General features: G+C 40.5%; 18 protein-coding genes, 1 tRNA gene and 1 pseudogene. 12 read left to right on the top strand and 8 right to left on the bottom strand.

The features are described from left to right. Nucleotides 1-295 precede the first annotated feature (295 nt). Together AB0756_RS37625 and AB0756_RS37620 are read right to left on the bottom strand one after the other, a co-directional pair. Nucleotides 296-1,936 (bottom strand): ABC-F family ATP-binding cassette domain-containing protein, encoded by a 1,641-nt coding sequence (locus AB0756_RS37625; RefSeq protein WP_167844680.1) that lies wholly within the window; start codon nt 1,934-1,936, stop codon nt 296-298. 989 nt (nt 1,937-2,925) lie between these two features. After that, complete coding sequence (locus AB0756_RS37620) at nt 2,926-3,879, bottom strand: response regulator (RefSeq protein WP_038073874.1); 954 nt, start codon at nt 3,877-3,879, stop codon at nt 2,926-2,928. A gap of 288 nt (nt 3,880-4,167) precedes the next feature. Between AB0756_RS37620 and AB0756_RS37615 the strand changes: the two genes are divergently transcribed. Continuing rightward, nucleotides 4,168-5,247 (top strand): RuBisCO accumulation factor 1, encoded by a 1,080-nt coding sequence (locus AB0756_RS37615; protein WP_038073871.1) that lies wholly within the window; start codon nt 4,168-4,170, stop codon nt 5,245-5,247. A 233-nt stretch (nt 5,248-5,480) separates the two neighbouring features. Beyond that, complete coding sequence (locus AB0756_RS37610; protein ID WP_038073906.1) at nt 5,481-6,353, top strand: hypothetical protein; 873 nt, start codon at nt 5,481-5,483, stop codon at nt 6,351-6,353. A gap of 77 nt (nt 6,354-6,430) precedes the next feature. Here the strand turns inward: AB0756_RS37610 and AB0756_RS37605 are convergent, their stop codons facing one another. The 4 genes from AB0756_RS37605 to pds all read right to left on the bottom strand — a co-directional run bounded on the left by AB0756_RS37605 (nt 6,431) and on the right by pds (nt 10,571). Further along, complete coding sequence (locus tag AB0756_RS37605) at nt 6,431-7,747, bottom strand: ABC transporter substrate-binding protein (RefSeq protein WP_038073863.1); 1,317 nt, start codon at nt 7,745-7,747, stop codon at nt 6,431-6,433. A gap of 260 nt (nt 7,748-8,007) precedes the next feature. Beyond that, nucleotides 8,008-8,099: transfer RNA gene (locus AB0756_RS37600), tRNA-Ser, on the bottom strand. A 116-nt stretch (nt 8,100-8,215) separates the two neighbouring features. Then, the gene (crtB, locus tag AB0756_RS37595) at nt 8,216-9,148 is read right to left on the bottom strand and encodes a 15-cis-phytoene synthase CrtB (protein ID WP_038073860.1); all 933 of its coding nucleotides are present in this window, start codon (nt 9,146-9,148) and stop codon (nt 8,216-8,218) included. Further along, nucleotides 9,132-10,571: a 15-cis-phytoene desaturase gene (gene pds, locus AB0756_RS37590; protein WP_038073857.1), complete on the bottom strand. Its 1,440-nt coding sequence runs from the start codon at nt 10,569-10,571 to the stop codon at nt 9,132-9,134. Before pds ends, crtB begins: the two co-directional genes overlap by 17 nt. A gap of 752 nt (nt 10,572-11,323) precedes the next feature. On the opposite strand from pds, the gene AB0756_RS37585 reads away from it, so the two are divergent. The 7 genes and pseudogenes from AB0756_RS37585 (at nt 11,324) to AB0756_RS37555 (ending at nt 20,411) form a co-directional block, all read left to right on the top strand. Then, nucleotides 11,324-12,550 (top strand): septal ring lytic transglycosylase RlpA family protein, encoded by a 1,227-nt coding sequence (locus AB0756_RS37585; protein WP_038073854.1) that lies wholly within the window; start codon nt 11,324-11,326, stop codon nt 12,548-12,550. 460 nt (nt 12,551-13,010) lie between these two features. After that, nucleotides 13,011-13,202, top strand: a pseudogene (locus AB0756_RS37580) (hypothetical protein); the annotation flags it as partial. A gap of 178 nt (nt 13,203-13,380) precedes the next feature. Next, complete coding sequence (locus AB0756_RS37575) at nt 13,381-13,638, top strand: hypothetical protein (protein ID WP_038073851.1); 258 nt, start codon at nt 13,381-13,383, stop codon at nt 13,636-13,638. 196 nt (nt 13,639-13,834) lie between these two features. Beyond that, nucleotides 13,835-14,029, top strand: coding sequence for a hypothetical protein (locus AB0756_RS37570; RefSeq protein WP_336604366.1), 195 nt, complete (start codon nt 13,835-13,837; stop codon nt 14,027-14,029). A 735-nt stretch (nt 14,030-14,764) separates the two neighbouring features. Next, a complete protein-coding gene (locus AB0756_RS37565; RefSeq protein WP_038073844.1) occupies nt 14,765-17,233 on the top strand; it encodes a dynamin family protein in 2,469 nt (822 codons plus the stop codon). Between the two features lie 20 nt (nt 17,234-17,253). Next, on the top strand, nt 17,254-18,087 hold the full coding sequence (locus AB0756_RS37560) for a hypothetical protein (RefSeq protein WP_038073843.1): 834 nt from the start codon (nt 17,254-17,256) through the stop codon (nt 18,085-18,087). A gap of 140 nt (nt 18,088-18,227) precedes the next feature. Beyond that, nucleotides 18,228-20,411, top strand: a complete 2,184-nt coding sequence (locus AB0756_RS37555) for a dynamin family protein (protein ID WP_237265878.1) — start codon at nt 18,228-18,230, stop codon at nt 20,409-20,411. 53 nt (nt 20,412-20,464) lie between these two features. Here AB0756_RS37555 and mutL read toward each other — a convergent pair whose 3' ends face one another. Next, the gene (mutL, locus tag AB0756_RS37550; protein ID WP_038073838.1) at nt 20,465-22,147 is read right to left on the bottom strand and encodes a DNA mismatch repair endonuclease MutL; all 1,683 of its coding nucleotides are present in this window, start codon (nt 22,145-22,147) and stop codon (nt 20,465-20,467) included. Between the two features lie 284 nt (nt 22,148-22,431). On the opposite strand from mutL, the gene AB0756_RS37545 reads away from it, so the two are divergent. Then, nucleotides 22,432-22,776: a rhodanese-like domain-containing protein gene (locus tag AB0756_RS37545; RefSeq protein WP_038073903.1), complete on the top strand. Its 345-nt coding sequence runs from the start codon at nt 22,432-22,434 to the stop codon at nt 22,774-22,776. 35 nt (nt 22,777-22,811) lie between these two features. On the opposite strand, the gene AB0756_RS37540 is transcribed toward AB0756_RS37545, so the two are convergent. Next, entirely contained in the window at nt 22,812-23,846 is a 1,035-nt protein-coding gene (locus AB0756_RS37540; protein ID WP_038073836.1) for an adenosine deaminase, read from the bottom strand. A 208-nt stretch (nt 23,847-24,054) separates the two neighbouring features. Between AB0756_RS37540 and AB0756_RS37535 the strand changes: the two genes are divergently transcribed. Next, nucleotides 24,055-25,398 (top strand): adenylosuccinate synthase, encoded by a 1,344-nt coding sequence (locus tag AB0756_RS37535; protein ID WP_038073833.1) that lies wholly within the window; start codon nt 24,055-24,057, stop codon nt 25,396-25,398. A gap of 91 nt (nt 25,399-25,489) precedes the next feature. Further along, nucleotides 25,490-26,074 (top strand): 50S ribosomal protein L25/general stress protein Ctc, encoded by a 585-nt coding sequence (locus tag AB0756_RS37530; RefSeq protein ID WP_038072672.1) that lies wholly within the window; start codon nt 25,490-25,492, stop codon nt 26,072-26,074. Nucleotides 26,075-26,126 lie beyond the last annotated feature (52 nt).

The raw sequence follows: 26,126 nt of genomic DNA, 5'->3' as shown, positions 1-26,126 counted from the left end.
TACATTAAAACAAAATCCTAGCATTTTAAGTTTCAAAATATACATCTCGTAATGTACAAAAATTTACATTCTTTGGATTTTGGAGATGTGTCAAACGGTAGATCTTTACATATCTAAAAATTTTGCTGGTAGAAATACATCTAGAGCAAGCTCTACAGGTTAAAGAATTATCTATTGCGTCGTCCTTTATAACAAGCATAGATAATTTATAAAAAATTGTAAGTACTAAGTATTCTAGGGTGGGCATTACCCGCCCTATCTCAGTTCAAAAATAAAAGAGACTCATTCAACACTTCTAGCTAGTAAGTAACTCTTGATAATATTGTTCGGGTTTGCTGGGTAAGTATGTGGTCATTTGCAGGGTTTGCTGGCTCAACTTATAAGCTTGGTGAATATCAATGCGGCTTAAGAAATCCAAATCGTGAGAAATGATCCAAAGCGCACCTTGATATTCATTAAGACTTTCTACCATTTGATTGACGGTTTCGATATCCAAATTGTTTGTTGGTTCATCAAGAATCAGCAGATCGATTTCGGAAATACTGATAATCGCGATCGCTAACCTTGCTAATTCACCCCCACTTAAAACTGATGCTGGTTTGTTGACATCATCATATTTAAATAGGAAGTGTCCCAACTGCTGTCGCAAAAGCTGATAGCTAAGATTGGGGTTAGCAGCTTGCATATTTTCGAGAATTGTCTGAGTACGATTGACGATTTCGTAAGTTTGGTCGAGATATACAGCTTTTGTTGTCGATCTTGAAGCCAGTATAGCGGTTGAGCTATCTTTAAGCTCTATCGATAACTTATTGGTTAAATACCGTGCATCATCTGTTGCCAATTTAGGCAAAATAGCTTTTGCCAGACTTGATTTGCCAGAACCATTAGCACCAGCTACAGTTATGCGATCGCCTGAAGAAAGATGAAGCTGAATGTTTTTAATTAGCAAGCTTTCACCTACCCAAAGATTCGCACCCTGAATATCAATAAGATTTCTCCGTTTTTGACTTCTTTCTTCCAATTGAATACTTGTAGCCTTTGCTGTTCTGACTTTTGTCTCTGTAAATTTCTGTGTTGCCTTCTCAACAATGGCTTCATGTTTTTGTTTTGCAATTCCTGCTGTTACCTCTGCTTTTCGTTTCATCATTCCAGCTACAATTTTAGGAATGCTACCTGCTAGCTGCTCACCTCTTTTGCGGGATTGGGCTGCTCTTTGCTGTTCTTGTAATGCTGAGGCTTTAGCACGTTTGAGTTCTTTTCTCGCAACTTCATGCGATCGCAATGCTGCTTCTAACTCTGTTTCTTTTTGTTCTCGGTATAAAGAAAAATGACCTCCATAAACTTTGATTCCCTCTGGTGTGAGTTCCCAAGTTATTTCTGTTACTTGGTCTAAGAAAAATGGTTTGTGCGAAACAAGGACAAATGCTCCTTCAAAGTTATTGAGAAAGCCTTTTAAACTTTCTAACGCCATCAAATCCATATGGTTAGTTGGTTCGTCTAACAGTAACAACTTTGGTTGTTGTGCTAAACCAATAGCTAGGAATAACTTTGTGAGTTCACCACCACTAAGATTGAAAAGCGGTAAGGATAAATCGAGATTGGTATTGAATTGTGTTTCCAAAATGGCTTCAATATCCCACCATTCCTCAGAAATAGAACTTAAAAAATCAAGAACTGTTTCTGCTTTACTCTCCTGTTTAATAGTGCTGATTTGCGGTAAGTAGTATATTGTGCCTTGACGCGTAATAGAACCCGTTGTGGGATTAAGTTGAGCGGCTAAGATTTTTAAGAGAGTTGATTTTCCCACTCCATTAGAACCAACTAAAGCAATGCGATCTTTCTCTGCAATGCTGAGATGAACGCCTTTAAATAAGACCCTAGTTGCGCTAAGTTCATAGCCCAAATTTTCAGCCAACAATATTGATTTTTTCTGCATTCTTTCCAAACCCCAATAAAACTATGTAGTGCATAGTTTCCCCACCCATTCCCTTCTTCCTTCTCCCACGGGAAGAAGAGTTAGGGATGAGGATAATTCATGCTTCTATCCAATAACGTAAATATTTGTCCCCATACTATGACGATCGCTGAGTCAGGAGAAAGCAGGCGGTGAGACCAATGCTAGAGCAGGGTTTCCTCCGCAGCCAACGCCGGACAATCCGAAGGTAACGCTCGTTCTATAAGATGTGAGACTTTGCTTAAAGCCAAAAAATTCTGTTGTCAGTCCCTATTGTTTTTGGGAACCGTTTTTTGCTACTACTTCATTTCAACTATCTGAGGAGTATTGAGGGTTTATTCTAGATACATTATAGTAGTATGGGATTCCAGAAAGGTAATTGAAAATTACCTCAAACTCTTTCAGGCGGAAAAGTTTTACCTGGATTTGTACTTACTCCCTTCCCGCTCGAAGATTTCTTAATTAAATGAACCGCAGAGGCGCAGAGGACACAGAGGAAAGAGGAGAAGAAGATCGGTAGTCTTATGGCGGAAAGGGAGTAATATGCAACGCATTGGGGCTAGTAACGGTGAGGTACACCCCCCTTTCATCCCCCCGATGCTTTGGGGGACAGAGGGGGGTAATTTTTGTACCTCACCAAGTTGAAATCTGCTGTATCTCTTCTCGTATGAGATAAGCAGCCAACTGCGCTAGTGGAAGCAAGAATTGTTGAAGGATGTCTTAGTATGTCTGGTTAATATAAAGCAGAACTCATCGAACTATCCGTACCATTGTGTAGCGTTAGGCGGGCGCACTGTAATCGTGAAAACTGCATTGGGAGCCCTCTTCCAAAAGGAAAGGGCTCCCAACTCCTTTGAGAGAAGGGTTTTATTCAGTAACGACCACCATTTGTTGTAGTGTGGACGTCCCTCTCCGTCCCACAATATGGAATAATTTTCCCCCTAGAAATTCCTAAGACTTTTGCTGATTTACTAAGTCGGTTGATAGTGACGAGTGGTAATCAGCGCCATCGCAACTAGTTGTGCTGATAGATGAATCAGTTTCAGTTCATCTTCACGTAAAGTGCAAGGTTGTTTCCATTGTAGGGACAGCACCGCCAAAACTTCTTCTCGAAAAGTGATGGGGATAATCAAGTGGGCTTGGACGCTGTTCGACTGATAGTGAGCAACACCAGCTAGCTTTTGATCGTTGGGTATATTGACTGAAACTTGTAGTTGCTGGTTGGCAATGGCTTCTGTTGTCAGGGGGTCGCGATCGAGCCAATTTTCTAAACTTCCTCCATTGCTGTAAGTGCCTTGCTTTGCAATCAAAGCCTTACCCTCTACGAGTTGCAAAATACACCCATCTGCAGAAAAACTATCGCCGAATGCTTTGGCGATAGGATCGAGTGCTGCTTCCAGGCTAGAAGCTTGTTGAGTCACGTGTACGAGGACAGCTAGTAACCCCATTTGAGCATTGGCGCGTCTCAATTCTTCAGTCCGTTGCTTTAGCAATTCATAGGTTTCTACTGCTCGCTGTACTACTGCCTTGAGTTCAACGGGGTCCCAAGGCTTGGTAATGTACTTGTAGACTTGTCCGGCGTTGATTGCTTCTACTAAATCTTCAATATCAGTAAAGCCGGTAAGAATAATTCTAACCGTGTCGGGAAATTGAGGAACGGTCTTACTGAGAAACTCTGTTCCTTTCATTTCTGGCATCCTCTGGTCGGAGATAATAACTGCGACTTCTCCTTCTGATGCCAACACTTGCAGCGCATTCACTCCACTGTCTGCTTTTAGAACTTGAAAGTCCCGGCGGAAAGTCCGATACAGCAAATCAAGATTATCTGGCTCGTCGTCAACCACTAGCATTTTTGCCTTTCTACGGCTTTCTACATTCACGAGTTGACGGCGGATTTTATCTAATTCGGGAAGGGGATTATTCATAAACAGATTCCTTTTAATCTTGATTTTTTGTTATATTCTGTACTCAGCAGGCTTAAAACTTAACACAATCTTAGGCATAAGTAATATTTCATCGCACCTGAACTGGTTATACTCACTTTTGACAAAAACTACAAGAAAAATCGCAGACAAATTCAACTTTTTGCATGCGTAAATTTACGTATTATTAATATTTATTAATGCTCGGTAACATCTTCCTTTCTACCTTCTGGCTTTCTTCTTGTAAATTTTTAATATAGTCTTCTCCTCTAAAAGCTTGCTGAAACACTTATGACTGACTTACCACCTAATGTTCAAGAGCCAAATAACAACGATGTAGCCCTAGAGTTGCTAAGAAAACTCAGACAAAAACAAGGTAACTGGGTGGAATGGGGAATTGCGATCGCCCAACTGCAAAAACTAGGTTATAATCCACAAGAAATTTTTGAAGCAACTGGATTTGAGCCCGTACAACAAAATCAAGTCACTGTTGGCGCACAAGTTTACAATTCTATAGAAAAAGTAAATGCACCAGCAGAAGTGCGATCGCATTACTCCACCAGAGGTAGCGATATTTTGTATGAATTTCGCCTGCTAACCCAAGAAGAAAGGACAGCAGCAGCCGAACTGGCCTTCCAAAATAAAATTGATGTTGATGGTGCAAAAGAAATCGCCAAGGCAATAAAAGAGTTTTCTCGCTTCCGTACCCTACCAGAGGGATTTGAGAATCATCCAGGCGATGCTGTTGCCTATCAAGCTTGGAAGTTAGCCCGTCAAAACACAGATTTACAAGAACGTTCTCGCTTGATTGCCAAAGGTTTGCGCTTTGCCTACTCGCAAACCGCCCGGAAACAAATCGAACAATTACTTACCGATTTTACCGTTGTTCCCAGTCGTCCCGCTCCTTCTCTGCCTTTTTATCGCTTGGAATCAGAAGCGGACTTACCTCGTGCTATACCAGTAGTTGGTGAACTACCACTGACACAAGAAGATTTGCAAGCAGTACCCCTCATTGAGGAGATAGAACCATTTCGCATGGTTAAATTTGCCGGAGAGCAAGCTTGGGTTCCTTTACCCGGCTGGCAAGTCTTGCTAAGTGCAGAAGACCCCGTGGCGATATTGTGTAAAAGCGGTAAATTTCCCAACCAGATCCAAAATCCATCAGAACCAGTGTTGGTAGTTGTAGACCGCGCTCAACGAGAATGGGACTCAAACAGTTATTTTGTAGTAGATAACTCTGGAGAATTAGACTTTCAGTGGTTTGAAACATCCCCAGAAGTCCCTCTTTTGGGAAGAATCATTGTGATTGTAAAACCCAGGAGAATTGTAGATGAAAATGTAACCAAAGATTCTTGGCAAATTGATGAGTAGGTAAGAACGTTCAGAATCAAGACCGCTTGAATAAGATAAAAAGTCCTCACTATATGCCATGTAGAGGCGGTTTCATTCAGAAGGTCTTGAAATAATTGAAAATTTCTGCACGGGCATATCCAATAGAGGATGATGGAATGATTTTTTTAGTGTTAAATGGTGGATATTGCTAAAAGTTGGCTGAAAATCTGACAAGTTAATTATTTTTCAGGCAATATTTTTGAGGAGTGATTGTGAACACTATTTTTTTCCGTAAAAATGCTTTTTGCTTGCTAAGTCTATCGGCTGTAGCACTTCTTGGTGTCAGCGTGCCTGCTGTTGCTCAAGTAGCAGATACTGCAAACGGCGAGCAGTTGACATTATCTTCTGGAACTGAAGTATCTCCCCAAACAACACCCGTTGAGGTAGAAAACTTCTATCCAAATGTTTTTACTCCATCTGTGCAGGAATCTTCTGTTCCCGAAAATACTGTGGCATCTGCTGGTGAGCTAAATCGGGTGCAGCCAGTACAAAATCACACACAACCGGAAACTTCTAACAATGTAGTGACTCCCGTACCGGGAACGACGTTCACATCATCAGCAGTGCTTGTCACTCCCCAAAATACAGAAACGCAGCTTAAGCCATCTACTTCTCAAGTAGCACAATCCGATATTACGACTGTCGATCCAGGGCGAAGAACTCGCGGTGGCTCGAGCTATATCGGGATAGGAGGAAACATCGGCTTGGGTGGCGACTCTGCTTTGGGCGATGGGAACTTTATGGTTCTCAGCAAAATCGGGCTGACACGTGTTTTATCTGCGCGTCCCTCAGTTGTGATTGGAGACGATACAGCTATTCTCATTCCGGTAACTTATGACTTTTCATTCAGGTCGATAGATCCTTTCTCCGAACCATTGCCTATTGCTCCTTATCTTGGTGCTGGTGTCGCTATTGAAACGAGCGACGATGCTGATGTTGCTTTCTTGCTAACTGGTGGTATTGACGTACCAATATCATCTCAGTTTACGGCAACAGCTGCGGTAAATGCAGCATTTTTTGATAATACAGATGTTGGTTTGGCGATTGGAATTGGTTACAACTTTGGCAGTCTCTTTGGTCGTTAAATAAAGACTCACTCAGGTGGGCATTGCCCACCTTAATCGTGCATTTAATTCAAAGTCAGATTGACTGGTAATCTACTTTACTGCGGACTTACTTTGTCAATGGTTTTGAGTTTGCCATCAGCTTCTACACTCCAGACATTATAAATACCAATGACATCACCGTTTGCGTCAACATCTACGTTGCCACTTGCTCCTTGGTAATTAATATCTTTCCCTTCTTTCAGTAGCTTCAATCCCTCACAAACATCTGTGACTTCCACTCCCGGAGCATTCGATACCTCACGGATTTTGTTCGCTATACCTTTACCTGTGTTCTCCTTAGCAGCTTGTGCGGCTAGTACGAGTAAAGCAGTTGCATCCCATGATTGAGGAGCGAATTCTCCTGGTGAACCACCTTTTTTCGATTGCCAAAGTTTGGTAAGAGCATCTAATGCTTTTCCGTTAGAACCCGGTACTGTACCAATTACGCCAGTGACAATATATTTTCCATCGTTTGTTTTGCCAACTTGTTGGGGAAACTCATCTGACTTCATACCATCAGTCAGCATCACCTGAACCCCCTGGAGCAATCCTTGCTGGTATGCTGATTTTAAAAGCAAGCTACCTGTTTCTACATAAAAAACTCCCAGAACGGCATCCGGTTTGCCCCCAAAAGCCGCTGCGGCTTCACTCTCAAACGTGGTTGATTTGGGGTCGTAACGAACTGGGTTGTTTTTGTTAACAACAGTTCCCCCCAATTTCTCAAAAGCTCGTACAAATGCTTGTTCAAAACCAACGCCGTAATCGTTATTAATTACGAGGGTGGAAACTCGCTTGTAACCTCTTTTATTTGCCAGTGTTGCTAGGGCTGGTCCTTGATAGCTATCAGGTGGAACAGTACGCGCCCAAAAGCCTTTAAATTCTCCTTTTTTTGCTTGTTCGGTAAATACGGGGCTTGTACTACCGGGAGAAATGAGCATGACTTTGTTCTGAGTAGCAATTGAGACAGCAGCAGTAGAAACGCTGCTGGCAAAGGAACCGACCACACCCGCTACCTTATCTACAGTTGCAAGTTTTGTCATACCGATCGCACCCGCTTTAGGATCGGTTTGGTCGTCTACCTGAATGAGTGTCACGGGTTGACCGTTGACACCGCCACAAGCATTGACTGTCTCAACTAAAAAGGGAACTGCTGGTATCATTTGTTGCCCGATAGAGGATAGATCTCCAGTTGCTGGGAGCAAGGAACCTATTTTTAGCCCACTACCACTACCAGTTGTATTTGAGCTTCCTGGGGTTGTGTTACCACTACTAGTTGTTGGAGTTTGAGGGGCTTGGGTATCACAAGCGGCTGTCAGGAAACCCACGCCTGTTGTTAATAAAGCCAGTGCTAAGGCTGTGCTTGTTCTTTTCATGCAGTAAATTTCACTCCTCTTCTTTAATAGGAGCCTGAATATTAAAATTAAAATTTGACTAAATTTCCAGAAGTCGTTTTAACTGTGTATACCGGGACTTATGAAAAAGCAATTGGCGATCGGTGATTGTTCCCCAGTCTCCAATTCCTGTTTTGAAGTCAGGTCAGTTTTTCTATTGGCTCCAGAAGATAAATAATAACAGCAATATCCCCCAATAGGAGGATGTATCTTTTCTTAATTTATTTTTCTTTTGCGAAAAACGGAGAGGGAGGGATTCGAACCCTCGGTACGGCCTTACGAACCGTACAACAGATTAGCAATCTGCCGCTTTCGACCACTCAGCCACCTCTCCAGGGTCACGAATACTAATGTTACCAGAACAAAATTTGGCTTGTCAATAGTTAATTGTCATTTGTCATCGATCTCTTGTCCTTTGTATGACAAATGACCGATGACCGAGGACTAACCTCATAACACTTGTGCTCGCAACCATGCCACTGGTAAAGTACTTAGCTTTTGTAATTTCGGCACGTAAGCACGCTGATTGAACACGTCATAGTCGCTGCGTTCAATAACCTTGAGAATCCCGCTGTAATGGATGAGAGCCGCCCATACGGGTAACCGCGCATCAGCAGATAGATAGCTGATTCCTCTTTCTGCTGTTGCGTAGAATTGGCGCGTCCTGGTGATTTGGAAGCGCATCAATGCTCGCCATCGCTCATCAATTACACCTTGGATCAAATCTTGCTCGGTGTAATTGAACTTCGCTAAGTCTTCTAGAGGAATATAAATTCTCCCCCGACGTGCGTCTTCTCCTACATCGCGCAGGATATTGGTCATTTGACTGGCAATTCCCAAAGAAATTGCTTCTTCCGTAGGATTATAGGGTGGCTTGCTTTTGTACCAAGGGGCTGATTGGTTGGATGCATCCACGCCCATAACTGCTGTTGACATCAAGCCTACAGTACCAGCGACGCGGTAACAGTAGAGATACAACTCCTCAAAGGTTTGGTAACGACTTCGGTATAGATCCATGCGCTGACCTTCAATCATGTCCCGATAGGGTTGGATGTCCATCGGGCAAGACTGAAGGGTATCCACAAGAGCTACATCGAAATTATCCGTTGGCTGTCCTGCGAAAATAGATTTCAGTTGCTGCTCCCACCGATCCAAAGTTTCCGGTGTGGTGATAGCAGCAACGGGACCATCCACTAGTTCATCTGTACGACGACACCAAGCATAGATTGCCCAAATATGCTTGCGCTTGACCTTACTCATTAGCAAAGTAGCCAGGTAAAAAGTTTTGGCGTACTTTTCTGTGAGTTGGCGACAAAGTTCGTAGGACTCGTCTACCGAGACCAACGTTTTCAGGCGTGGGGGAGAATCAGGCAGTTGCAGCATTCGTTGCAGGCTGAAGGGTTTGCATTTGCAGGCTTGACGATTTTGCTACTGGATGCGCTTCAGCAATCGCCTGCGCTGTCAGCTTACCAGAAAGTACGGCACCTTCCATACTCCCCAAGTAACGTTGCATCGTGTAACTACCTGCTAGATAGAAGTTGGAAACTGGAGTCACTTGTTCTGGACGGTGCTGCTGACGACCGGGCGTTGCTTTGTAAACCGATCGCGGCGTTTTTACGACATGGTATTTTAGCAACTTTGTCGGATTGTCTCCAATGAAGTGGTCGGGAAAGAGTTTTTCTAATTCGGCAAGGGTTGCCTGTAGTATTTCTTCATCAGATTTAGCAATCCAATCGGCTGCTGGTGCTAGAACTAACTCCAGCATTGATTTATCGGGGTTTTCATACCCGCGACAAGTGTTGCTCATGTCAGCATAAACGCTAAGCAAGGGCGATCGCGAAAACAGCAGCTGGTCAATATCTGTTAGTTTACGGTCAAACCATAGCTGTAAGTTTATCACCGGTACGCCTTCCAAACCTTCTAGCTTTTGGAAAAATTCTATTTGCTTCCAAGGTTCTGGCATCATCACCTTCATGACATCCACTGGCATTGCCGAGACGTACATATCGGCTGTTACCACTTCATCGCTTGCTCCATGCAACCCGCGTATGACATATCCTTTGACAGTGCCATCTTCGTTCAGCAAAATTTCTTTCAACGGTGCATTCAACCGAACTTCTCCACCTCGTGAAGTGATATATTCTACCATCGGCTCGCACATCCGTTCTGTTGGCGAACCATCAAGAAAAGCCATTTTTGAGCCATACCTTTCTTGAAGAAATCGATTGAGAGCCGTTAAAAGAATTGTTGCTGAAATTTCTTCTGGATTGATAAAATTTAACGCCTTGGACATGGCGATAAAAACTTCTTTTTCTACCCTTGGAGGAATATTTTGCTTTTTCATCCACTCTCTCCAAGAGTATCGATCCATAGCCTCTACGTACTTTTGCCCCTGAATCATCGCCGGTATCAAACCGATGCCAAAGCGAATTTTTTCCGGCCAGGTGAGCATATCGTTATTTCGTAAAATAGCGATTATGCCGTTCCAAGGGGCTGGTATATCAGGAAAATCAAAGCGACTGTAGGTACCTGGGTTATCAGGCTGATTGAAGATCAACGTGTGTTCTTTCCACTGCAGTCGATCTTCAATACCCAACTCTTTCAGCAACTGCAGCATATTTGGATATGCTCCAAAGAAGATGTGCAGCCCGGTTTCATACCAGTCGCCGTCTTTGTCTTTCCAAGCTGCTACCAGTCCCCCCAACACGTCTCGGCTTTCTAAGACGATTGGAGTGTAACCTGCATCGGTGAGATATTTGGCACAGGATAAGCCTGCTAAACCCGCTCCGGCGATCGCTACTCGCATTTAACCTTTGTGATATTGAATAATTCTTAATCGTTTTATCGCTTTTATTATACTTTGCAATCCGTTACATTTGGCAGTGTTTTTTTTCCAATCTCCCAGAGATTGTGAATTTTCTTTGATCCCTCCTCTTGGGTAATGGGCATACTTATGCAGCAAAAGGCATGATGCATGGGGCATTCAGCATTCTTCTATTCTCGTTTCCCGGCTGCATACTTCTTTGATTATTCCCCGACTCCTTTTCACAAGCCTCACCCTCTCTCATGGAGACAGGGGGGCTTTTTAACCCCGTTTCTATAAGTGCTTAGTAACAGAGGTGGCGTTCTTTTTGTCAGTCAGCCAATCAAGGGAAAAGCCGATCTCCAAACATGAAAAATTTTTTCCCCAGATCCTAACCCTTAACTCCTGATGCCTATATTAATTGATACTTTTTCCAAAATTCCCAATTCCAAAAAATGATGTCAAAAGGCGATTTCTAAACGCTTTGCTGTATTTGAGCGCCAGCCAGTTATAAAAAATTTAAATTGAAATTATAGTAATAAGCAAAAAAGATATCTAAAACTTTTATTTGCTTGTTTAGCAACAACAGGATAATATGATACCTGCTGGGATCGCTCAGTATCTTAATCACAACCAGGGTAAATTCTTACTCTTTAGAAGAGTAGACCGCTGGTTTAGTGATTGGGAAATTGTCATTATCAAGGAACAAGGTTAGCACTGTCAAAAGGTGTACTTACCTGAAAACTGACTGAACCATGATATTTTTTGGACTACTTTGGGTAACATCCTGGATTGGTTCATTTTTGTCGTTGAACCAAAACTTGCCACCAAGTTTGGCTTCAAATATTCTTCCGGCAAAAGTGTCATCCAACTTAGGGAAACTGGTTAACAAACCTCTCCCATTTTTAATCCCCGATAAGCAGCAAATGAATGTTGTAGGCACAACAATGCTGTCAAGAAGGTTTTTAAAATTGGATTGGGGTGATAAGGAATCAAAACCAAATGGCACTCAACCACTCGCTCCGCTCATTAAGAGAGATAAAAATAGCAAAAATCAGTTTTGCGGTCTTCAACAAGAGAATCTAGCCAAGCAGCCTGCTGTTAAAGTTGCAAGTCTTCTACCCGTTCCAAGTTTGATAGAGACAGGGTTCGATAATCGAGATTTTCTCCCAAATCAGATACTGCGATCGCTCCAAAATTTCTTTCGCTTGGACAATCCTATAGAACTGGGATTTGATTCTACTTCTGCGCCTGCTGTAGTTGTTCATCGAGGGACGAGCAATTACGAAGTGTGGCTAAATAACCGTATAGTTGCAAATTTACCAGACCGACAACAAGCCAGTTTAATGCAGCAACGCCTAACACGACTTGTGAAATCATCTAGCTTTGATGCTTCTCGGTTGCGTCCTGCGCTTGTTGATGGAATACCAGCGTTAATGTCAGGCAATCGCTTTTTGTTTGGAATTGGGAAAGAAGTCACTCGAAAAACCCATCGGAGTGCCGATTTATTAGCGATCGAATGGGTAAATAATTTGCGTCAAGCATTGCAAGTGCCCAAGCTATCACTTGTTGAAGGACAGAAGGAAATGTATGGATTGACTTCTTCCAAGAAAAAAATGGCAGGTTTAGCTTCTTGGTACGGTCCTTACTTTCACGGTCGCATGACAGCAAATGGAGAGACATTTAATCAAAACGAATTGACGGTTGCTCACAAATCCTTGCCATTCAACACCTACTTACAGGTAACGAATTTGAAAAATGGCAAGACAGTCATTGTGAGAGTTAACGACCGGGGTCCATATATTCCCCCTAGAAGTTTGGATTTATCCAGGGTAGCAGCTCGCTGTATTGATAGTGAATTAGCCGGAGTTGTACCTTATGAGGCGGTTATTTTGAACAAGAGCGAACCGAGAATGACTTTAAAAAGCCTCAGCTTGAAGATGCAGAAACCACCAAGAAAGCTTGCAGTTATTTCGGAGTAAGCAGCGATCGGTGAATCCTTATACTTAAAAGTAGGGGATTTGAAAAATTAATCAATTTCTTTTTTCATAAATAAATCATGGTGCAAGTACTGTACGCGTAACTCGTCATTTTTCGGTGCTGGTTGATTGCTGGTTACTAGTTATTTGCTAGTAACCAGTTAAATTATTTGTGAGCGAAAAATTAGGGTAAAATTTATCGGAATGACATATTGTATAGAGCTAAATATTTATCAGAGAAAATTTTTGGATATATGGTGCTATTGAACCCAGAACAGGAGATCATTTCTTCCACGAATACCCAAAACTAAACGGAGAACGCTTTCAAGAGTTTTTCAATTGGTGATCGCAGGAATTAGGAGAAGACTACGCCGTTTTACAGATTGACCAAGCCCCATCTCACATGAATTTGACGATTAGTTGGCCTGAAAACATAATTCCTTGACTCCAACCACCTCATTCTCCTGAACTTAATCCTATTGAGAGGCTTTGGGCGTTGCTAAAACAACCGTTAAAAAATGAACTTTTTTGTTCCTTGCAGGCTTTACGCAATCGCATCCAAGAAGTACTTGACCAACTTACACTTGAACAAGTTATGTCCGTCTCTTCTTACAACTTTATTTTAGAAGCCCTTTTCTATGCAGCTTCATATTAAATTTTTATGAGGTCACAAAGCAGTTAGAGCAATACAAGCTTGCTGGTGACAAAATTCTGATAATTGGTGGTGGATCTAAACTCCCCTTACTGAGTGCAGCACTTAAGAAAAAAGGTTTTCTAATGTCAGATAACGGTGCTTTTGACAACCTTAAGGGATTGGTCAGTGAGGTTATGTAATGGCTATAGACAAAATTAGGATTAAAAAGTATCAGCAATCCAAAGTTGAGGAATGGTCACAAGCGTTAGATATCCCGGTAACGAAGTTTATAGAAGATGCTATCAACTTTTACACAAGGTATTTAGATGGCAAACAACCAGTGACTATAGTAGAGCCAGTAAGCCAAGTGAGCCAGAATGAGCAAAAATTACATCCTGAAGTTACTGTGATTGATGTAGAGGAACCAGATGATTTTGATGGTGGGATTGAATTGTAAATATGAGACCTGAAACCAGAAACGCTTTGGTAAGTGCTTATATCCAGTTATAAGGCATTATTGATGAATTGTATATAGCATCTCAAAATGCCCTAAACAACAATCACTATGAGGACGCTAGCTTACTAGAGAGTAGAGCAGATAAACTTTATGAAGAAGCTGAAAATATAGAATTTGTGATTTCAGAACTGGAGGAATGATGAAAACAATTGAAGATTTAAAGACTCGCGCTAAAGAACTCAGTAAGCAAGCTGTTGAACTCCGGCGTAAAGGTTCTGAAGTGTATGAATCAGATCCGCAACAAGCCAAACAGTACCGACAACAGGCAAGAGAAGCTATGAAGCGCTGTCAAGTATTGATACAAGAGATGAAACGCCAACAAGCTGGCTAAAAACTGGCTAGTCTGAATGACTGCTAGTTACTAACTTAATTTATAGAATGCCCTCACTTATAGGGTCATTTTTTATTTTACCTGTATTATTTTAACTTATCTGTTTAAAAGTCAAACAGGAAACCCTAAAAAATCAAAACACCCATCATGAGGCGATTGGGAGTTGGTATGGTAACGTACATACAAAAAACCTCGCCTCTATTTATTATATCAATTTTTCTTGATGAAAAATATTGGAGTTATCACTTCAAGGTAAAGTGAAAAGTTGCCAATATATATTAGATAACATCATTTTTTTCCCCTACTGAAATGCTTTGCTAGTCTTAATTCTTACGATTTTTGATCTATTCGTTTTTTGACTGTATTAAAAATCTGAATCTAAATCAGTAGTATTACATAAGCATTTCAGTTATTTCCAGATTATAAAGAAAAAGTCAAAAGTATCAAATCTAGTTACTAATTCACTACTTTTTACCATAAGATTCCCTCAAGGCACGGCAGCAGCACTACTCATATGTCCACCAGTATCTAAAACTCGGTAGTGTTCACCCTAATAGAATTAGCCATTTTATAGAAGAAAAGAAGAGATACGTGACTCATTCATTGAACACAATTAAACCTAATTAGGTAAAATTTCAACACGAACTATTTTTTCTCTTTTGCCCTTCTCTTAATTTTCAATAAAATCTATATTTGAGTGCAAGTAAAAAATAAAATTTTAAATAGGCTTAAATAATGAACACTAAATTATATAAAGTCTTTGAAGATGTAGAACAAAATGCAAAACTTCTCTCTAAATATTGGCATAACTTCTCTACAGAAATATCTGAACATTTACCTGATACATATCATCCAGAAGTGCAAGAACTTACTGAAAAATTAGAGAAAGCTATTGAAAATTTAGTAAATGAGCTTCAAAATCCTACTCTTACCCTCGCAACAACGGGAACAACTAGTAGCGGTAAAAGCACTTTAGTAAATTTATTATGTGGAGCAGAAATTGTTCCTGTCGCCGTGAGCGAAATGAGTGCAGGGGCAGTAACTATAGAATATAGCGAGAAAAAGTCTTTAATTATCCATGAAACTCCCGGAGCATTATGGGAGTGTGGAGAATGGACAGGTATAAGTGATGAGCGAATTTATCAACGCTTGTATGATGTAATGATAAGTTACATCGATAACAGAGAGAAACAACCTAATTTAGCTTGCCCGCAATCAACCATATCTTATCCTTTCAGACTCATTAAAGAATCAAAACTGGAATTACCCAGAGGTGTCAAGGTAAGAATTATGGATTTACCAGGTTTAGCTTATGTAGGTGATGAAGGTAACGCAAATGTGATTAAACAGTGTCGTGAAGCATTGTGTTTGGTAACCTACAACAGTGCAGAAACCGATCAACAGAAAGTTAGAAGCTTGCTGCAAGAAGTGGTAGAGCAGGTAAAAGATTTAGGCGGTTCTCCTGCACGTATGTTATTTATTCTCAATCGTATCGATGTTTTCCGAGCAGATAGAAATTACCCTGAAACAGAAAATCGCTTTGTTGAAAATGCGATACGCAGTATCAAGTACGAACTTACCGAACATCTAAAAGAATATACAGAAGATATTGAAAAATTGCAAGTTATAAAACTGAGTACGTGGGCGGCTTTATTAGCACTGCAAATAAAAAATAATGATGAAATATACAGTACAGAAGCTTGTAAGAAAGCAGATAACCACTTTAATGGATTGATTGATGAAAACATATTAGAGGATTTACCGCGTAAAGTTGAAAAATGGTCTAGGCATGATCGAAATAGGGTTGCTGATACGTTATGGCAAAAATCTTATGCAGAAGAGTTTCAACAAGGCTTGAGAGCGCATATTAGCCAACATTTTCCCCGGTTAGTTATTCCCCAAGCTATAGAACGTTTTAATATTGCTGCTGGTAATGCTGTTACAGAGTGGGCTTTGCAGACAACAACAGCTTTCCTTAACAGTTCAGAAGAACGCTATCAACAAGAATGTGAAAAAATATCTTGGATTAGATCTACACTTGAGACTTTTCTGCAAATAAGTAATCAAAATCTGAGCAAGCCGTTTGAAGAAATAAATGCCAAAGTTAAACAGGTGCTTGCAAATCCATCAGAAGACGATCCAGTATTTTATTTGGAAAAAAAACTGAAGGAAATCCAAAATATTAAGCCTTACACTGAATTGGGAGAAAAATTATATCCACTTTATGGATGGCGCAGAGAATTAGGTAAAGGGCTTCATCAAATTTTAGAAGCCGTAGCAAAATCTCTAGAAACTGGAAAAGTAGACTTAGATATCACATATTTAAACAAAGCAAATATATTAAATGTAAATTTATTAAATAAAAACTTAAACCGACTAATTAATTTAGGGTATACAGCTTCTATTGCTAAAGAAGGTGAAATAATGGAAGCAAAGACAGAACTAGAAAAAAATAAACTCAAGCAAATAAATGAAGAGTTAAATGAATTATCTATTCATTTAAATATTGTTATGGAGGATGTATTGAAGCAAATTTTTAATCAAGAGTTAAATAGAATGTATCAAGCAGTAGTAGAACTTTTTCATTGTCATTTATCATATCTTGAAAAAGAAGCAAATAAGATTGCGCCTCATATAGCAATTACATTTCCTGAATCTCAAATTGTTAAAGTTGAAAAACATCCTACCATAACCTTTAAATTTAAAGCGGGATTTGCAATTACCCAAGGAAGTTGGCAAGAAGAAAAAGAAACAATTATTACGTTACAAGAAGCACATCAAAGAAATACTATAGGAAAGTCCGGTTGGGAATGGCTTGCTGGAACTATTCAAGGATTTGTAGGCGACTTTGTAGGTAAAGGTGTAATACTACAGAAAAAATATATCGATTATGTACAACGCTCTAGCGATAATGCTGTAATTCCTAGTGTAAGAAATTTACTCGAAGGTTGGATAGATCAAGCTGATGAAGAACAGAGAGAGATTGTATATCAAATTGTCTGTTGGTTACTAGAACAAATTGATTCTTTAAAAAGAAATGTAGATAAAATTCAAAATAATATTATTGACCGTTATCAAGCTAGACTTGATAGAGCCAAGCAAGATATTACTTTAGATTATGAGAATAATAGGAAACTTTGGCAGCCTATGCAACAAAAAGCTCAAAGTATTATAAAAGACTTTAAAAATTTAGAAAAATTTTAAAAAAGGAGCTTTAAAGTATAGTGGAAGATGATAATCTCAGCAGCTTATATGATGACGTTATTCTTAACATACGTCCTCAAATACAAGGATTAAAGAGAGGTATTCTATATAAAACAATTCAAATATTGCTTGAGGAGGAAAAATCAGAAATACAAGAGAAAACGCACTTAATTTGTGAATTTCTTGGTATAAAGGCTAATGCTTATCAAATTGAAGATGAAAAAATTGTTAAAAGTTTAGTAGAAGTAGTTTTCATTAAAAGACAGTTCCTGATACGAAATACACCCTGTTCAGGGTTAATAGAAAGTTTTTCCAAGCTAGTTAATCAATCTATTAATAATAATGAGGAAAGCATGAATTGGATTATTGTGACAGCTTGTACATTAGTTGGAGTAATTTATTGTCAGCAGTATCTTAGTAAAAATAGACATACACAAGCAAAATATAAACAAAAATTTGAAAAAGTAAAACAGCAAGTTATTCCTATCGAGCCCGTTCCTGCTGACCTCTGCCTTATTGTTCCAGCATCTATAGCTGGCAATTTCAAAAATGGTTCAAACTTAACTACTGATGAACTAATAAATCTTATAGACAATGCTTCATATTTCTTATGTACTACTCTTAAAAATGCCGATCTCAATGAAAAAAAATTAGAAATAACAGAGGACTTTATTTCTTCTGATAGTAAGCGTGAAGTTTATATGAGAATTAAGATTTATGATGGAAAAAATCTTATCGATCAGAAGATACCATACTATTTAAAATCAAATTTACCAAAACATACTTTATATATTATCGAACAGTTGGCTTGTTTAAAAAATCTGTCTGGTTTAGAAAAATTTAACCGTGTATAAGGATTATATAAATGGATTGGAAAACAGCATCTTCCTACTACGAGGCTCGTCTAACTGAAGCCCTAAACGTACAGCGATACGCAATTAATTTAGCTAATTTACCTCAAGCTGAGGTTCCCTCGCAATTAAAAGAAATACTATTGCAAGAAGCAGAACCAGCACGCCGTCAACTTGAGAGACTGAGAAAGCGAGAGTTTCGCATTGCAGTTGTCGGTTTAGAGAAAGCGGGAAAAAGTACTTTTATCAATGCTTGGTTAGAATGCGATTTACTCCCAGCTAAGGGAGGAAGGTGTACATTTACAACAACGCAAATTTATTCGGTTCAGAATGACACAGAGCAAAAGCTGGAAGTACAGGCAAAAACTGAAGAACAATTTATTAATCTCTTAAACGAACTTCAGAAAGTAAACGCGCAAGAAGATATTAATACTATACGAAATAATGAAATTACCTTACAGCAAGTAAGAAGAGAAGGTAATCGTATTTTTCCATTTACTCGTCTAGAAGATATCAAGGAATCGCTCAAGAAATATGTAGCTGATGAAAAGTATGCTCATGCTGTTTTAGAAGCAAGACTTTATACTAACAAACTTGCTCAAGCTGAAGGTATTGTATTTTATGATGTTCCTGGTTTAGATTCAGGTTTAGCAAAGCACGTGGACGAAGCCAAGGCAATGCTGTCAGATTGCGATGCTGTAATATTAGTACAGCGTTTTACTAGCTTGAGAGAGAAAGAACTAGAAATTATCAAATTTACAGAACTTGGCGACAAGAATATTACCGTTGCTGATAAACTTTTTGTATTTTTAAGTCGTATTGACTCATTAGGTAGTGCAGAAGCCCTGAAAACTCATATTGAAGAAGCGTCTCAAGATTGGTTTAAACGTGCGAGACTTCCACAGGAACGTATTGTATACGGTTCGGCTGGGGCATATCTACTTTTGAATGGATTAGCTGGAGAACAGACAAAGTTCGAGATTGGTGATGCAGGTAATATCCAAGCCCAGTTACAAAGGTTAACTGGAATTAATGATGAGGAAGCTTTAAATAAACAAGCGACTGGAATTCCAATCATAAAAGAAAAAATATTTAATTATATTAACAAAGAACGTGTACTTATCTTAAAAAAGAGATGCGAGGCTTCTATAAAAACTATTTTAAATACATCTGAAGAAATTTATAATTTAGTTCGTAAACGTTATTCGGAAAATCCTGAAGAAGCAAAACGATTTGAAGAAGATCGGAAACGAATTTTATTTAGCGAATGGTGGAATAATAAATGGGAACAGAAGAAAGCCGAACTGCAAAAATTTTATGATTCTTCGGTTACCAATAATTCTCTAGATAATTTAACTGCGAATTCCGCAACCAGTCTTGCTAAATTTAAAGATAGATATTTAGAAATTGTTGCTAGTGAAATCCAAAAGCTGAGAGAAGAAGCATTTAGAAAAAAAGATATTATTTTTGCTGCCAACTCATACCCTCAATTTGACCGCATGAAAGCTAATTTCGCTTGGCGTGAAGATTTATACGGCGATATTAGTAAACTTTTATCTTCCATAGCTCGACAACTCGCTCTGGAATTGAAAGATGAGGCATTAACATTAGTCGAATACATGACAAACTTATTGTGGGGTAGCAAACAAGTAAAAGAAAGATTAATTGCACAATCAGAAGAATACTTCTTATCTAAGCTGGAAAATAGTTTAAGTGTTCTATTCTTACGCTTTGCCCGTCCTGTTGCCGAAGTATTAATTCGTGCTCCGCTTAACAGCGATGCACGCGATAAAATTGCTAAGAGCCTTGGAGTTGACATTGAAATAGTAGATAACTATTACACGGGTGAAGAACTGGCTTTTCAAGTTCTCAAAAGATACGCAAAATATGGGCATCAATTGCTTTGCAATAGGACGATAAGACAACAAGTTTTAGGAGTAACAGGAGTAGGAACAACTATTGTTAATGTTGCTAGTGAAATTCAATTACCCCAAGATGATGTAATCTTTGAAGTTGAAACCGATATTAATGCATTTGAAGAATACTTACGTGCTGCTATTTTTGAAGCAGCAGGTTTTGAACAATACTGTATTCAAGAACTTAAGGGCTTGATTGATACTTTTAGAGAAAAGCAAGGTACATGGATGGGGATTGCGCTTAATGAGTGGTTACAAGGAAATCCACTTCTGTTAGCAGAAATACCGCCAGAATTACGATCGCAAGAGTCCCACTTAGAAGTTAGCGAACGTTTGCGACAATTATCTACTGCACTAAAAAAGACTCGGATACAAGAAGTGCAATTAAATTCCGTACTTGTTGAAGTGTAGTCTTCGCAAGTTGTAGGAGCAATATGAAAAAGAAACTTGCTAAAAATGCTTGTTCAAATCCCGTGACTTTTGCCAATCACCCAATTACGGCGGAAGAAACGGGCTAAAGCTGGCTCTTCTAAAGATAGGCAAATTGGGCGTCCGTGAGGACAGGTGCGCGGATTGCGCGTGCGCTGCCATTGCTCTAGTATTGCTTGCATTTCCGGTTGAGTCAGGGATGTGCCGTTACGAATAGCGCTGCGACAAGCAACAGCAACCTGCGCTGTCTGTAAATCACCGCCCAAACTGAGTTCTAAAATGGCTTCAGCACAGTCATCTCGCTGTTTTAAGAGTGCGGGAACGCTGCGAATTGCCCAAAGCTGTTCCCCAAATGTTTCTATGTCCAAACCAATGTGTTCTAATTGCGCTATTTGGGCTGGAGAAAGTTGATAGAGGATAATAGCTGGTTCAACGGGAACAATTTGCCAGTTATCGCAAAGTTGCTCGTATAAAATGCGTTCGTGAGCAATGTGCTGTTCTACCAACCACACTCCACCGGGATGTTCTGCGACGATATAAGTGTTGTTAACTTGAGCAACGGCTTTTATATTGTGGGGAGTAGAAGGTTGTTCTGCGGGGTTGGATGAATTGAGGTTATAGGCGGCTTTTTCTTCTGCTGCTTTCAGTAATTGACTGACGCGTGTTGTGTGGGCGGATTCTCGAATAGATGTTGAGTTGAGGCGGAGTGATTTTTCTATGGCGAGGGAAATTTGCTCTTGCCAATGATTGAGGTGGTTGAGATAAATTTCCGATTTTGCTGGATTGCGGTTCCAGTTGACTTGTTCGGGGGGAATAAATAAGTGTAAAAAACAAACAGGATAGCGATCGCGTGGTAATGTCCTGTGAAATCCTGTCAAAATCGTTTGCTCTAACTCCGGTGATTTTACCATCCGTTTGTTAATTGCCACTTTTACCCAATCCGGGCGGCGACGGTGACACCTGTCTGGTAATCCTATAACTAATGAAAGCAGGGAATCGGGGGTGGGAAGTGAGGTTTGCTCTGGGTTTGGAACTTCTAGTTTTAATTCGTGGAGATCGGATTCTTTAATTTGATGTACGATTTGGGGCAACAGTTGAGCAACTGCTGATGAGGGATAAATGGAAAACCATTCCCGGTCATTTTGACACACTTGCCAAGTAACGTGAGGATGACACAGCGCCATTTGTTGAAGCGTTGCTTGCACTGCTTTCATTTGTTGTGCAAGGGATGGCAATCCCTCTCGACGGGATGACCAATTTTCAAAGAGATTGGAAACTGTGACGATAGTACCTGGAGCGATCGCGGCTTCCTCTATATGTCGTGCTTCTCCTCCATAACCATAAATAATTCGCCACCCTCCATCCCCACAACGAGGACGGCTTAATATTTCTAAATCTGCCAGTGTTGTCAAACTGTGGAGTGCTTCTCCACGAAAACCCAAGCTTGTGATTTTCCACAAGTCAGCACATTGTCGAATTTTACTGGTGCTGTGGGCAGTCGCTGCACGTTGTAAGTCATCTAAAGACATCCCGCATCCATTATCAACAACGCGGATACGCCATTGTTGGGGCCATAAAGAAACTGCAATTCTCGTCGCACCTGCATCTAAGGAATTTTCTACTAATTCCCGCACGACAGAAGCGAAGGAGTCTATAACTTCCCCGGCTGTAATTAGATGTACTACTTCTGTTGGTAAAGCTTGAATACATAGCATAATGTATCAGTATAAAATAGAAGCGCACATCTTTAATGAATTTACATATTGGCTATTTACCCTCGTGACGGTAGCGAAAAAATCCCCAGTCATTGAGTGGATTTTTACAGTTTTCTAAAAATCTTTAAGATAATTAAATTAATTTATTTAAACTTAAAAATAAATGTGTATAAATTGTAAAAAAAAGTCGATAAAAATCAGATTTTTGATAGATTTCAAATTGATAAGACAGTGGCTGGCTCAAAAGAGCAAAGCAGTCACTGCGATGCAGTATCAGAGAAATGCTTATGGAAAACACTCTGTTAGGTGCTTTTGCGTCCCACTCGGATGCTCATGACCTCAAATCTCGTCTTGAATGGGGTCAGCCAGGTTTTACTATTGTTGATGTGCGCGATCGCCGAACCTTCAATCAGGGTCACATCAGTGGCGCGATCCCCATCCCTTTAAATGACCTGACAAAAAGAGCTTCTTCCCTAGTTAAAAGCCGAGACATCTATATTTATGGGGAAAGTGATGAGCAATCTGCTAATGCAGCACAAACGCTACGAGAAGCAGGATTTGCTCATGTCTCTACACTCACTGGCGGTCTAGCAGCTTGGCAAGCTGCAGGTGGTGCTGTAGAAGGGGTTTAATTAAGTGAGTGGTTAGTGGTTAGTGGGAATTTCCACTAACTACTAACTACTAACTCTTGATGATTCAGCAACCCATTAAGTAGAGATACCGGACGCTGTCTGTGAGGCCAAGCAAAAGCATGGCGGAAAGCAGCATCCTGACAAGCTTGCAGCTGTTTAAAATTGATGATGTCGTAAGTTAACAGATTTTCATACTCAAAAGGTAGGCGCACGTTGTGCAATCCAGCATTGTCAGTACAAATCGCAATGTCTACCCCCGCCTCAAAACAAAGGTCAAACACCCGCTTGAGTTCGCGTATATCTTGTAAAGTCCCTGTTTTTACGTAAGTTGTGGGACAAATTTCCAAACACTGACCTCGCCTTGCGACATCTTTAAGTAATTCTGGATAGAGCAAAGGAATTTGAATTCCATGACCGATCCGCATTAAATAAGGCAAAAGTTGGGGATAACAACCAGCTGTGGTTTCGTAAAGGTGACCTGTGGTATTGAGATTTAGCGATCGCGCATACTCATAAAGCCTCACCCATTCATCCAAACGCTCGGCATAGTGACTGTCTCCCCCAGCCACATCTATACCACAGACGTATTGTGGATTTTGTGCTGCTAGCTCGACAATTGCTTTGTTGACTTCAAAAGGCAAGCGCGAGTGCATGCAAAGAATTTGGCTGTTAATAATGGGATATTCTGAAAGTTGGCTGGCTTTGCCCACAACTTCCACGATTTCTGCCATCTTGTCAATTCTTTCAGCTTGGCTCAGATGCTCTGGCGTTCTCAAATAAGGCGTATAACGCAGTTCTAGATAAGCAAGATTTTCAAAGATATACGCGCCTCGAAGCAGACGATAAATAAAGTAAGGTAAAGTTTCTACTGTTTGTACGCTTTCTACAAGAGTGTGCAACTCTAGATATTCATCTAGAGTATTGCGAGGGCGAGTGTAAAATTCTTCAAACTCAGAGTAATGAGAAAAGCGAGAAATTAACTCTGAGGAATGACGCTCAAAGTAGCGCCACAATACACGCGGTACAACCGAACCGCCCAAATGCCTGTGTAACTCAGCATATAGAGCCATGGTAGTCTTTTCCCTAAAAATTTTAATTATTATTAACAGTAACAAATAAACTCAAGGATGAAGTATGAAGTATAAAGGATGAAATGTAATTTATTATACCCTAATACAAATTGAGCAATGCCCGGTTACTGTTTATTTAGTTGACAGAATTAAAAGAATCTGGTAATAATAGTTATTTGTGGAAACTTTAGCTCTCTAAAATAATCACTTGGCTAACGTCATTGTTATAGGTGCCCAGTGGGGCGATGAAGGAAAAGGAAAAATAACCGACTTACTCAGCCGCTCCGCAGATGTTGTTATACGTTACCAAGGGGGTGTCAATGCTGGACACACGATTGTAGTGAAGGATCAAACCTTCAAACTGCACTTGATTCCCTCTGGTATTTTGTATCCAGATACCGAGTGCATGATCGGCTGTGGAACAGTCATAGATCCACAGGTTTTGATAAAAGAACTTGACCAACTTGCCAAAGTTGGTGTTTCTACTCAAAATCTGCTAATTTCTGAGACAGCCCATGTGACAATGCCCTACCATCGCGCAATCGAGCGGGCATCGGAAGAACGCAGGGGAAGCCATAAAATTGGCACAACCGGTCGCGGTATAGGTCCGACTTATGCGGATAAATCCGAACGGACAGGCATTAGAGTCTTGGATTTAATGGACTCGGAAGGGCTGCGCGAGCAGCTAGAATGGACGATTAATTACAAGAACGTCATTCTAGAAAAACTGTACAACCTCCCGCCTTTAGACCCCAAAGAAGTCATTGAGGAATATCTCGGGTATGCGGAACGTTTGCGCCCTCATGTTGTTGATACTTCCTTAAAAATATACGACGCAATTCAACGGCGACGCAATATTCTGTTTGAAGGAGCGCAAGGTACACTTCTTGACCTGGATCACGGAACTTATCCTTATGTCACGTCCTCCAATCCAGTCGCAGGCGGCGCTTGTGTTGGAACGGGGCTAGGACCAACAATGATCGACCGAGTGATTGGAGTGGCTAAAGCGTACACCACGCGAGTGGGAGAAGGACCATTCCCTACAGAAATACACGGGGAAATGGGAGAATTGTTGTGCGATCGCGGTGCTGAATTTGGTACAACAACCGGACGCAAGAGACGGTGTGGTTGGTTTGATGCCGTGATCGGTCGCTATGCAGTGCGAATTAATGGTATGGACTGTTTGGCAATTACCAAACTAGATGTCCTTGATGAAGTCGAGGAAATCAAAGTTTGTGTTGCTTACGAGATAGATGGAGAACGCAGCGAACACTTCCCCACGAGTTCCCGTAAGTTTGCCAGATGTTGTCCTATTTACAAAACTATGCCGGGATGGCGTACCCCAACAACTCACTGTCGTTCGTTAGAAGACTTGCCAAAAGAAGCACGAGATTATTTAAAATTCTTGGCAGAGTTGATGGAAGTTCCGATCGCGATTGTCTCTTTGGGAGCCAGCCGAGACCAAACCATTATTGTGGAAGACCCCATCCACGGACCAAAACGTGCTTTATTGAACCATGAAGGTACTCCACCCTCATTACTGAGTGCGTAATTTGTTAGTAGAGCTAATGATTAATAACAATTAGCCATTAGCAATTAGCAATTAGCAATTAGCCATTAGCCATTAGCAATTAGCAATTTTTATGGAACTTACAATTGAATGTCAAAAGAGACCAGATGGAAGCAAACCCAATGCTTTGCGCCGTTCTGGTAAAATACCAGCCAACTTGTACGGTCATCAAGGGACTGAGTCAGTCGCACTTGTTCTTGACGCTAAAGTTGCCGAACGCCTTCTCAATAAGGCTTCTATTAACAACTCCATAGTTGACCTAAACGTTACCGATATTCCTTGGCGTGGGAAAACTTTGCTGCGGGAAGTTCAATCTCATCCAGCCAAAGGTACGCTTTATCATCTGAGCTTTTTTGCTGTTGCAGGTCACGGCGATACTGATATAGAAGTCCGCTTGCACCTTGTAGGAGAACCCGTTGGGGTAAAGAGAGATGGTGGCGTATTAGACGTACACATCACTAATTTGGCACTGCGTTGCTCTCCAGAGAGTATTCCTGAAGCAATTGATATTGATATTTCTAACTTGGAAGTTGGTGATAGTTTGCAGGTAGACCAAATTCCTTTACCTGGGGGTGCAAAGTATATGGGTGAGCCAGGTCAATCTGTTTTAACCATTTTGCCTCCCCAGAGAAGTTCTGAATCGGAAACAGAATCCTAGGGTTAAGAGACCTGGTGAGTTAAAGTTTGCTATAGTATCCGTGGAAACCAGG

The sequence above is a fragment of the Tolypothrix campylonemoides VB511288_2 genome, assembly GCF_045999855.1.
Classification (GTDB): domain Bacteria; phylum Cyanobacteriota; class Cyanobacteriia; order Cyanobacteriales; family Nostocaceae; genus Scytonema; species Scytonema bouteillei_A.
The sequence above is the reverse complement of the archived record's forward strand: the minus strand, read 5'-3'. Positions and strand labels throughout refer to the sequence as shown.

Bases quoted from the DNA above. Each gene is read 5' to 3' on its own strand.
- AB0756_RS37585 (WP_038073854.1), top strand. From the start codon at position 11,324: ATGATATTTTTTGGACTACTTTGGGTAACATCCTGGATTGGTTCATTT.
- AB0756_RS37625 (WP_167844680.1), bottom strand. From the start codon at position 1,936: ATGCAGAAAAAATCAATATTGTTGGCTGAAAATTTGGGCTATGAACTT.
- pds (WP_038073857.1), bottom strand. From the start codon at position 10,571: ATGCGAGTAGCGATCGCCGGAGCGGGTTTAGCAGGCTTATCCTGTGCC.
- AB0756_RS37545 (WP_038073903.1), top strand. From the start codon at position 22,432: ATGGAAAACACTCTGTTAGGTGCTTTTGCGTCCCACTCGGATGCTCAT.
- AB0756_RS37565 (WP_038073844.1), top strand. From the start codon at position 14,765: ATGAACACTAAATTATATAAAGTCTTTGAAGATGTAGAACAAAATGCA.
- AB0756_RS37540 (WP_038073836.1), bottom strand. From the start codon at position 23,846: ATGGCTCTATATGCTGAGTTACACAGGCATTTGGGCGGTTCGGTTGTA.
- crtB (WP_038073860.1), bottom strand. From the start codon at position 9,148: ATGCTGCAACTGCCTGATTCTCCCCCACGCCTGAAAACGTTGGTCTCG.
- AB0756_RS37615 (WP_038073871.1), top strand. From the start codon at position 4,168: ATGACTGACTTACCACCTAATGTTCAAGAGCCAAATAACAACGATGTA.
- AB0756_RS37575 (WP_038073851.1), top strand. From the start codon at position 13,381: ATGGCTATAGACAAAATTAGGATTAAAAAGTATCAGCAATCCAAAGTT.
- AB0756_RS37605 (WP_038073863.1), bottom strand. From the start codon at position 7,747: ATGAAAAGAACAAGCACAGCCTTAGCACTGGCTTTATTAACAACAGGC.
- AB0756_RS37620 (WP_038073874.1), bottom strand. From the start codon at position 3,879: ATGAATAATCCCCTTCCCGAATTAGATAAAATCCGCCGTCAACTCGTG.
- AB0756_RS37530 (WP_038072672.1), top strand. From the start codon at position 25,490: ATGGAACTTACAATTGAATGTCAAAAGAGACCAGATGGAAGCAAACCC.
- AB0756_RS37570 (WP_336604366.1), top strand. From the start codon at position 13,835: ATGATGAAAACAATTGAAGATTTAAAGACTCGCGCTAAAGAACTCAGT.